Below are 10,104 nucleotides of genomic sequence, written 5' to 3' on the forward strand. Positions count from 1 at the left end.
CCATCATGCCCCGGCCCCGTGGGGGGGGGCGGCCGGGTCAGCGGGCGAAGACGGCGACCGAGCGGGCGGGCACGGTGAAGGCCCCGGTGTCCGGGCGGTAGGCGGAGGTCCTGACCACCGGGTCGGCGCCGGCCGCCTGGACGGGGTGGAGGGCGTAGCCCTTCTCCGCGAGGGCGGGGACGGTCTGGGTCCGGCGGTCGGGGGTGGCGTTGAAGACGACAACCAGGTCGCCGAGGGCCATGGTGATGACGCCGGGGGTCTCGTCCTTGCCGGAGAGCGGGAAGGACAGGGCGGACTGGACGCGGGCGGCGGTGGGCTGGCTGAAGTCCTTCTCGGTGGTGCGGATGGTGAGCAGGTCGCGGTAGGCGGCGGTGGTGGCGTTCATCTCGGGGCAGCCGGCCTTGAGGGCGGGCGAGGCGAGGAGCGGACGGGCGTAGGGCCACTTGTCCTTGTTGTCGGCGGCCGGCGGCAGCCCGCGTCCGAAGCCGTTGCCGGCCCGGCAGTCCCAGTTCAGGGCGTTGAACCAGTCGCCGGAGTCGTAGGAGTTGCGGTCCAGGGACTTGGAGCGCAGCAGGTCGCTGCCGGCGTGGGAGAGCGCCGGGCCCTGGGAGAGGGCGGCCGTCGCCATGGCGAGGACCTGCATCCGGGCCCGGTCGGCCGGGGCGGTGGCCGCCGGCAGTTTGAAGGCGAGCGCGTCGTAGAGGGTCTCGTTGTCGTGGGCGTCCGCGTAGGCGAGGGCGTCGCCGGGGGCGGCCGCGTAGCCGGCCGGGGCGCCGTTGTAGTCGACCTGCGAGCCCTTGACCGTGCGCCCGGTGGCGTCGGTGAAGGTGTAGTCGGCGAGGTTGCCGGTCAGGCCGACCTTGATCAGGTCCTGGTAGTGCAGCAGTCGGGCCTTCTGCTCGGCGGGGGCGCCGTTGGCGGGCGAGGTGTTGGGGTCGGTGAACAGGCCGGAGGCGAAGCCCTGCACACCGGGGTCGGCGTCGAAGGGGCCGCCGCCGCGCACCGCGTCCCGGGCCCGGTCGGAGAAGGTCGCGATCCCGGTGCCGGCCATGTTCTTCTGGGTGGCCTGGGTGAACCGGGCGTCGTCGGCGACCTCGCCGAAGTTCCAGCCCTCGCCGTAGAGGATGATCTTCTTCCCGTCGACGCCGTCGCGGGCGACGGTGAGGGAGTCCAGGGCCTTGCGGACGGCGAGGATGTTGGCCTTGGGGTGGTGGCCCATCAGGTCGAAGCGGAAGCCGTCGACCTTGTACTCCCTGGCCCAGGTGACGACCGAGTCGACCACCAGCTTGCCCATCATGGTGTGCTCGGGCGCGGTGTTGGCGCAGCAGGTGGAGGTGGCCACGGCGCCGTCGTCCAGCAGCCGGTGGTAGTAGCCGGGCACGATCCGGTCGAGGACGGACTTGTCGTCCTGGCCGGCGGCGACGGTGTGGTTGTAGACCACGTCCATCACGGTCCGCAGTCCGATGTCGTTGAGGGACTTCACCATCCGGCGGAACTCGACGGTGCGGGCCGGGCCGTCGGGGTCGGAGGCGTAGGAGCCCTCGGGGACGGTGTAGTGCAGCGGATCGTAGCCCCAGTTGAAGCCGTCCTTGGCGGCGGCTTGGGAGGTGCACTCCTGCTGCCGCTCGGAGTCGGCGGGCAGGGTGGCCAGATCACAGTCGGGCGTGGTCTGGTCGGACTTCTCCTCCGGGACGGTGCCGATGTCGAAGGCGGGCAGCAGGTGGACGTAGGAGGTGCCGGCGCCGGCGAGCCCGCGCAGGTGCTTCACGCCGTCGGACTTCGTGTCCGTGAAGGCGAGGTAGCCGCCGGGGTGCTGGGACGTCCGGTCGTTGATCGAGAAGTCGCGGACGTGGAGTTCCTGGATCTGCGCGTCGCGCAGCGGCACGGCGGTCGGCTTCCTCAGGGTCTTCCAGCCACTGGGGGCCAGGGCGGGGTCGGTGAGGTCGGTGACCAGGCTGCGGGCCGAGTCGGTGGTCAGCGCGGTGGAGTACGGGTCGGTGACCGCGTTGGTGACGACCTTGCCGGCGCTGGGCGCGTAGACCGTCACCAGGAAGCGGTACGGCTTGTTCCGCCAGCTCGCGGGTCCGGTGACCGACCAGGCGCCGGTGGCGTCGTCACGCCGCATGGCGATCCGCCGGCCGTCCAGCTCCAGGGCCACGGTGTGCGCGGTGGGCGCCCACACGGCGAGGGTGGGACGGCCGGCCGCCGAGAAGACCGGGCCGAGGGAGGTCTTCGCGGCCTTGCGGCCGTAGAGGGAGTCGAGCACGCCGGGGAGCTGGACGCCGGTGGCGGCGAGCAGCGCGCCGTTCGCGCCCCACTGGGCGGCGACCACCTGGGCGCGCAGCGCCTCGCGGACGCGGGAGCGGTCGCGCGGGTCGACGGTGAAGGCGGGCAGGTCCCGCAGGTGCGGGAAGCGGGCCTGCTGGGCGTCGGTCAGCGCGCCGGGGGCCAGACGCAGCCGCCGGGCGTCGCCGGTGAGGGCGCCGCGCTCGACCGCGAGCCCGCCGTCCTTCGCGTAGACCAGGGCGTGCCCGGTTCCGGGGGCGGCCTTCGCCTTCCAGACGACCGTGTCGGCGTCGATCCACTGCGCGGCGGCCTTGGTCAGGTCGAAGACGGGGGCCGCGCCCGAGGTGGGGAGCAGATGGCCGGTATCGCCGGTGAGCAGCCACACCTCCTTGCCGTGCGCGCCGAAGTCGAGCGAGCGGTCGGCGGGGGTGTCCTTCTCGTCGCCCTTGTGGACGATGTAGGAGAGCGAGGTGGCGCCGGGGGTCAGCGGCACCTCGAAGGTCGCGCCGAAGGCGTCGGTGCGGACCGGCTTCAGCGGCTCGGCCCAGTCGGTGGGGGTGGCGGCGCCGGTCCAGGTGTGCAGCCCCCAGCCGTCGTAGTCCCCGTCGGGGCGGTGGTAGTGGATGACGGCCTTGTCCGGGTCCTGGGGCGGATAGGCCCCGTCGGGCGCGGTGTTCCGCTGCCCGTCCTCGCCCTGCCTGACCCACACCTCGCCGGTGGCGGCCAGGTCGAGGGTGCGGCTCGGGCCGTCCTGGGTACTGCCGTTGACGACGGTGTACGGGATGCCGGTCGCGCCCTCCTCGACCTTCACCCAGGCGAAGGCGCCGTAGGCGTCCCGCCCGGTGAACGGGACGGTCGTGCCGGCTCCGGTCCTCAGCTGCCAGCCGTCGTAGTCGCCGCCGGGGCGCTGGTAGTGGACGACCGCGTGGGTGCGGTCCACCGCGCTCGGCGGGGCCGGGGTGGCCGGCGCGCCCGCCGTGGTGGCGGCCAGGGCGCTCGCGGTGCGGCCCTTGTGGTCCACCACGACCGCCTTGTAGCGGACCGGGGTGCCGGCGGCGGTGGCCTTGTCGATGGTGTGGGTGACCTTGTACGGGGCGTGGTCGGCGCTGCCGAGGACCTGCCAGGGCTGATCGCCGGTCTGGGCGGCGAAGACGACCCGGTTGAGGCGGCCACCGGTGACCCGGGCGTCCAGCTCGACGGTGCCGGTGGCCCCGGCGGCGGGCGCGGTCAGCTCGATGGCGGGCCGGGTGGCCGGGTCGGCGACCGGGCGGGTCGCCTTCAGGACGGTGGAGGAGAGGGCGGGGACGGTGACCGTCAGCCTGTCGCCCTTGGCGCGGACGGTGCCCTGCCCCCCGTAGAGGGTGGTGAAGGCGGTGTCCGGGGAGTCGGTGGCCAGCTCGACCGTCTTCGGCGTCCGGGCGTTGTTGACCGCGACGACGTACTCGGTGTCCTTCCGCACGTCCGTCCGGGAGAAGGCGTAGACGCCCTGGCTTCGGTCGGCGTGGCGCTCGGTGCGCACGCCGTCGCGCAGGGCCGGGTGGGCCCCGGTGAGCCTGGCCAGCTCGGCGATGGAGCGGTAGAGCGGGTGCCGGGTGTCGTAGGCGTCTGCGGCGTGGGTGCGGTCGGTGCCGAGCTGGTCGTCGTCCAGGTAGTCGGCGGTCTGGGAGGCGAAGAGGGGCTGCCGGGCGTCCTTGTCGCCGCCGGCGCCGGTGAAGCCCTGCTCGTCGCCGTAGTAGACGACCGGGTTGCCGCGACTGAGGAACATCAGCTCGTTGGCGAGGCGGTAGCGGTCCAGCAGTTCGGCGTCGGAGGCGCCGGCGTTGTCCTGCTTGAGGAAGGCGCCGAAGCGGCCCATGTCGTGGTTGCCCAGGAAGGGCACCGATTCGTAGGCGTTGGCCTTGTCTGTGGTGTAGCGGTAGTCCTGGGCGAAGAGGGCCGACAGCCTGGCGGCCGGGCCGCCCTGGGAGGCGTAGGAGCGGGCCGCGTCCTGGAACGGGAAGTCGAGCGTGGCGTCGAGCCGGCCCTCGGTGACATAGGGGGCGGTCACGGCCGGGTCGGACGAGTAGACCTCGCCGAACATGAAGAAGTCGTCCTTGCCGCGCTCGGCCGCGTAACCGTCGAGGGCGGTGGCCCACTGGGTCCAGAACTCGGTGTTGACGTGCTTGACGGTGTCGATCCGGAAGCCGTCGATGCCGAAGTCCCGCACCCAGCGCTGGTAGATCTTCTCCATGCCCGCGACGACCTCGGGCCGCTCGGTCCACAGGTCGTCCAGGCCGGCGAAGTCGCCGTGCGCGGAGGACTCGCCGGCGAAGGTGGAGTCACCGCGGTTGTGGTACATCGCCGGGTCGTTGAGCCAGGCCGGGACCTTGAGCTCCTTCTTCGCGTCGGGCACGACGGGCGTACGCGGGAAGGCGCCCTTGCCGGTCTTCGGGAACGGCCGCTGTCCGTCGGCGTACTCCGCGTCGTCGAAGGCCCGGCCGTCCTTCGTCAGATACGGGAAGGCGCCCTTGGAGAGGTAGCCGTAGCTCTTCTCCTCGTAGTCGATGACGTCGGCGGTGTGGTTGGTGATGACGTCGAAGAAGACCTTCATGCCTTTGGCGTGGGCCTTGTCGATCAGCCGCTCCAGGTCGGCGTTGGTGCCGAAGTGGGGGTCGACCTGGGTGAAGTCGGTGATCCAGTAGCCGTGGTAGCCGGCCGAAGCGTCCTTGCCCTCGCCCTGGACCGGCTGGTTCTTGAAGATCGGCGCCATCCAGATGGCGGTGGTGCCCAGGCCCTTGATGTAGTCCAGCTTCTCGGTCAGGCCCTTGAGGTCGCCGCCCTGGTAGAAGCCCTTGTCGGCGGGGTCGTAGCCGGTGGTGAGCCGGGAGCCGGTCAGCCCGCCGCGGTCGTTGCGCGCGTCGCCGTTGGCGAAGCGGTCGGGCAGGACGAAGTAGAACTGCTCACGGGTGAGGTCGTGCCGGGCGGGCTCGGCGGCGAGCTTCGCGTCCGAGGGCGGGGCGGGCGGCCGGGAGGCGGCGGTGGCGGGCAGCGCCGGGACGATCGCCGCGAGGGTCGCGGCGGCGAGGGCGGCCACCGCGCTGCGCGGTGTACGGGCCCGGGGCCGGGGCGGCCGGGGGTGGAGCCGAGTCACAACGGGTCTCCTGGTCAGACGGTGAGAGGGCTGCGGATACGGGTGCGGGCCCCGCGCCGTGCGCCGTACGGCGGTGGGCGCGGGGCCGTGGGTCGGGATGCGTCAGCAGGTGCGGGCGCCGGTGTGCAGGGCGAGGGCGGTGCCGCCGCCGAGGGTGGCGGTGAACTTGCCGGTGGAGTCCACGGTGACGGGGCGGCGGTTCTGCACGTCGCAGTAGGAGCCGGCCGGCAGCGAGGTCTGGAAGGTCCGGTTCAGCTGGCCCGGCTCGTGGTTGATGGCCACGTACGCCTTGCTGCCGCGGCCGAAGGCGATGGCGTCGCCGCCGTTGTCCCACCAGTCGGTGACGGCCTGGCCGCGGGCGGTGTTGCGGAAGGCGACCATGGAGGAGATCTCCCGCCAGGCGTGCTGGCACTTCCAGCCGCCGCTGTAGCAGGCGTTCACCTGGCCGCCGCTCGGCGGGCCGGCGTCCTTGTCGCTCCACTCGTAGCCGGAGTGCACGTCCGGGGAGCCGTAGGGCCAGGCCAGCATGAAGACGTTGGCGAGGGTGTAGGCGGAGCCGTTCTTGTAGCTGAGGGTGTCGCCGCCGCGCTCGGTGTCGTGGTTGTCGACGAAGACGGCGGACTTGGCGGACTGCATGTAGCCCCAGCCCTCGCCGTAGTTCTTCAGGTAGGCGAGGTTCTCGTTCTGGAAGACCCGCTTGAGGTCGCGGGCGTAGCGGAACTCCTGCACGTCGCCGTTGCCGAGGTACTCGCCGGGCGAGACCGCCTCGCCCGCGCCGAAGATGGCCTCCTGCTTCCAGTAGGCGCTCCGGTCGGCCAGCCGCGACTTGATGTTCGCCAGGTCGGCGGCCGGCATGTGCTTGGCGGCGTCGATGCGGAAGCCGTCCGCGCCGAGGCTGAGCAGGTCGTTCAGGTACGCGGCGATCCGGCCGCGCACGTACTCCTCGCCGGTGTCCAGGTCGGCGAGCCCGACCAGCTCGCAGTGCTGGACGTTGACGCGGTCCTGGTAGTTGCCGATGGTGGCGCGGCAGTCGTCCATGTCGAAGCCCGAGTAGGTGCCCGGGTAGTCGTACTTGGAGTAGCCGGTGCCGCCGGTGCCGATGCCGTTGCCGGCCGCCATGTGGTTGATGACGGTGTCCACGACGACCTTGACTCCGGCCGCGTGGCAGGTGTCGATCATCGACTGGAAAGCGGCGCGGTCGCCGAGCCGGCCGGCGATCCTGTAGCTGACCGGCTGGTACGAGGTCCACCACTGGGGGCCCTGGATGTGCTCCTGGGGCGGCGAGACCTGGACGTATCCGTAGCCGGCGGGGCCGAGGGTGTCCGTGCACGCCTTCGCCACCGAGCTGAACTTCCACTCGAAGAGGACGGCGGTGACGTCCTTGGTTCCGGGCGGGGCGGCCTGGGCCGGGGCGGCGACGGTGAGCGCGGCTCCGGCGGTGAGGGCGAGAGCGGCGGCCGCCGCTCTCCTGGGCAGCGTCATTGCGGCCATGGTTCCTCCTGGGGACAGGGAGGTGCGGATGCGGGTGCAGCCTCGTGCGGCAACGCGCCGTGCCCGCAAGGCCAGGTGGTACGTGGGGGTCGTACAGGGGTGACACCATGAATCCTCTTGCTGCAAGAAAGCAGCAACGGTTTTCGGACGTGACCGTACGAGCCACCGGCGGACCGGTCAAGGCTTTGGACACGCTTGGTTCACCCGCGGGAAACACGGCGTCGGGCGATACCGGGTCGAGACCTGCAAGCTCTTTCGCAAACTATTGCAGCGGTGTTACGGTCCACCCGGCTCCGGTCCGGCCGGCGGGAGAGTCCGGGCCGCGCCCGCACTCCACGCGCCCGGCCGGCCGGACCGGTCCGCACGCAGAGCCCGGGGCCGTACAGCCCCGCCACGGCCCACCCGCGGGCCAGGCCCCGGCCTCTGCGCGGAGGTCAGCCGCCCGGCCGGGCCGTCGAGCCTCGGACCACCAGTTCCGGTTGGAAGACGAACTCGGTGCGCTGGACCGGGTTGCCCTCGATCTCCTCCAGGAGGGCGTTGACCGCGGCGGTGGCCATGGCGTGGACCGGCTGGCGGACGGTGGTCAGCGGCGGGTCGGTGAAGGCGATGAGCGGCGAGTCGTCGAAGCCGACGACGGAGACGTCGGCGGGGACGTCGAGGCCCCGGGCGCGGGCGGCGCGGACCGCGCCGAGGGCCATCAGGTCGCTGGCGCAGACGATGCCGGTGCAGCCGGCGGCCATCAGGACGGACGCGGCGGCGTGGCCGCCCTCGACGCCGTAGAGGGTGGAGTGGGTCCAGGCCGCGGCCTGTTCGGGGCCGACGCCGAGGAGGGTGTGCAGGGCCTCGGTGAAGCCCTCGGCCTTGCGGCGGGAGGGGACGTGCCGGGTGGGGCCGATGGCCAGGCCGATCCGGCGGTGGCCCAGCTCGGCCAGGTGGTGCACGGCCATCCGGGCGGCGGCGCGGTCGTCGGGTGAGACGAAGTGGGCGTCGATGCGCTCGTTGAAGCCGTTGATCAGGACGTACGGGACGCCGCGGGCGGTGAGGCCGGCGTAGCGGGAGGGATCGGCGGAGGAGTCGGCGTGCAGCCCGGAGAGGAAGACGATGCCGGTGACGCCGCGCTCCTCCAACTGCTCGACCAGTTCGTCCTCGGTGGCGCCGCCGGGCATCTGGGTGCACAGGACCGGGGTGTAGCCGTGGCCGGCCAGGACCTGTTCGATGACCTGGGCGAAGGCCGGGAAGATGGGGTTGGTCAGCTCGGGGACGACCAGGCCGACCAGGCCGGCGCTGCGCCGCCGCAGCCGTACGGGGCGTTCGTAGCCGAGCACGTCGAGCGCGGCCAGGACCCGGTGCCGGGTCGAACCGGCCACCCCCGCCTTGCCGTTGAGGACCCGGCTGACGGTGGCCTCGCTGACCCCGGCCTGGACGGCGAGGTCCGCGAGCCGCGGGGCGTCCCCTCCTCGGTCGCCCCGCGGCTCGGGCCGCGCGTCGCCGCGCGGCGGGGAGAGGGTCACACCGCCCACCAGGCGGTGGTGTCGGCGGGCAGCTCCACCGAGCCGTCGGCCGCGACGGTGACCTCGGCGGTGGCCAGGAGCAGCGTGCCGGGGGCGGGGAGGCGGACGGGGGCGCCGGTGGTGTTGGCGGTGCAGGCGAAGCCGGGGCGGGCGAAGGCGAGGACGCCCTCGGAGGCGGGGAGCCAGGTCAGGGACTCGCCGGCGCCGAGGCCGGGGTGGGCGCGCCGGACGGCCAGCGCGGAGCGGTACAGCTCCAGGGTGGAGTGCGGGTCGCCGGTCTGGGCCTCGACGCTGAGCGGGCCCCAGGTGTCGGGCTGCGGCAGCCAGGAGCCGCCGGCCCCGAACCCGTACGAGGAGCCGGTCGCGGTCCACGGGAGGGGGACGCGGCAGCCGTCGCGGTAGCCGTCCTGGCCGGTAGCGCGGAAGAAGGAGGGGTCCTGGCGGACCTCGTCGGGCAGGTCGGTGACGTCCGGCAGGCCCAGCTCCTCGCCCTGGTAGACGTACGCGGAGCCGGGCAGCGCCAGCATGAGGAGGCTGGCGGCGCGGGCGCGGCGCAGGCCCAGTCCGCGGTCGCCGGGGGTGCGGAGCTGGGTGCCGAGGCCGGGCGGGTTGGCGAAGCGGGTGGCGTGCCGGGTCACGTCGTGGTTGGAGAGCACCCAGGTGGTGGGCGCGCCGACCGGGCGCATGGCGTCCAGCGAGGCGTCGATGACGGTACGCAGCTCGGCGGCGTCCCAGTGGGCGCCCAGGTACTGGAAGTTGAACGCCTGGTGCATCTCGCCGGGGCGCACGTAGTGGGCGGTGCGCTCGACGGTGGGCGTCCAGGCCTCGGCGACCAGGATGCGCTCCCCGTCGTACTCGGCGAGGACCTGGTTCCAGGAGCGGTAGATCTCGTGCACGCCGTCCTGGTCGAAGAACGGCATGACGTCGTTGCCGAGCAGCTTGAGCTGGTCGTGGGCGCCGATGTCGGGCAGTCCGGCGGCCTTGACCAGGCCGTGGGCGACGTCCACCCGGAAGCCGTCGACGCCCATGTCGAGCCAGAAGCGCAGGATGGAGCGGAACTCGTCGCGTACCGCCGGGTGCTCCCAGTTGAAGTCGGGCTGCTCGGGGGCGAAGAGGTGCAGGTACCACTCGCCGTCGGCGGTGCGCGTCCAGGCCGGGCCGCCGAAGATGGACTCCCAGTCGTTGGGCGGCAGTTCGCCGTTCGCGCCCTTGCCGGGGCGGAAGTGGTAGCGCTCCCGCAGGGGGGAGCCGGGGCCTTCGGCCAGGGCGCGCTGGAACCACTCGTGCCGGTCGGAGGAGTGGTTGGGGACGAGGTCGACGATGACCCGCAGGCCCAGTCCGTGGGCTTCGCGGATGAGGGCGTCGGCGTCGAGCAGGGTGCCGAACATCGGGTCGATGGCCCGGTAGTCGGCGACGTCGTAGCCGGCGTCGGCCTGCGGGGAGGCGTAGAAGGGGCTGAGCCAGACGGCGTCCACGCCGAGGTCCCTCAGGTACGGCAGCCGGCTGCGGACGCCCTCCAGGTCGCCCATGCCGTCGCCGTTGCCGTCGGCGAAGCTGCGCGGGTACACCTGGTAGATCACCGCGTCTCTCCACCAGCCCGTGTGCGTGCCGGTGGTCGGGGCGGCGGGGGCGGCGGCGAGGTGCTGGGTCATGTCATCCCTGGAGGTAGAGGGGGTGGCGGGCCCC

3 protein-coding genes and 1 pseudogene are annotated in these 10,104 nt (G+C 72.9%); all 4 read right to left on the reverse strand.

All coding sequences use genetic code 11. From position 1 onward, the window contains the following. Positions 1–37 precede the first annotated feature (37 nt). The 4 genes and pseudogenes from pulA to C6N75_RS23770 all read right to left on the reverse strand — a co-directional run bounded on the left by pulA (position 38) and on the right by C6N75_RS23770 (position 10,070). A complete protein-coding gene (gene pulA / locus C6N75_RS23755) occupies positions 38–5,416 on the reverse strand; it encodes a pullulanase-type alpha-1,6-glucosidase (protein ID WP_105870940.1) in 5,379 nt (1,792 codons plus the stop codon). A gap of 105 nt (positions 5,417–5,521) precedes the next feature. After that, positions 5,522–6,898 (reverse strand): annotated as a pseudogene (locus C6N75_RS23760) (alpha-amylase); the annotation flags it as partial. Positions 6,899–7,341: 443 nt separating this feature from the next. Next, a complete protein-coding gene (locus tag C6N75_RS23765) occupies positions 7,342–8,427 on the reverse strand; it encodes a LacI family DNA-binding transcriptional regulator (protein WP_105870941.1) in 1,086 nt (361 codons plus the stop codon). Continuing rightward, a complete protein-coding gene (locus C6N75_RS23770) occupies positions 8,415–10,070 on the reverse strand; it encodes a glycoside hydrolase family 13 protein (RefSeq protein WP_105870942.1) in 1,656 nt (551 codons plus the stop codon). The genes C6N75_RS23765 and C6N75_RS23770 overlap by 13 nt, the downstream gene beginning before the upstream one ends. Between the last annotated feature and the right edge of the window lie 34 nt (positions 10,071–10,104).

The organism is Streptomyces solincola (genome assembly GCF_002982015.1).
Classification (GTDB): domain Bacteria; phylum Actinomycetota; class Actinomycetes; order Streptomycetales; family Streptomycetaceae; genus Streptomyces; species Streptomyces solincola.

What these genes read in the sequence shown, in the direction of transcription:
- C6N75_RS23770 (WP_105870942.1), bottom strand. Translation starts at nt 10,070, where the DNA reads ATGACCCAGCACCTCGCCGCCGCCCCCGCCGCCCCGACCACCGGCACG.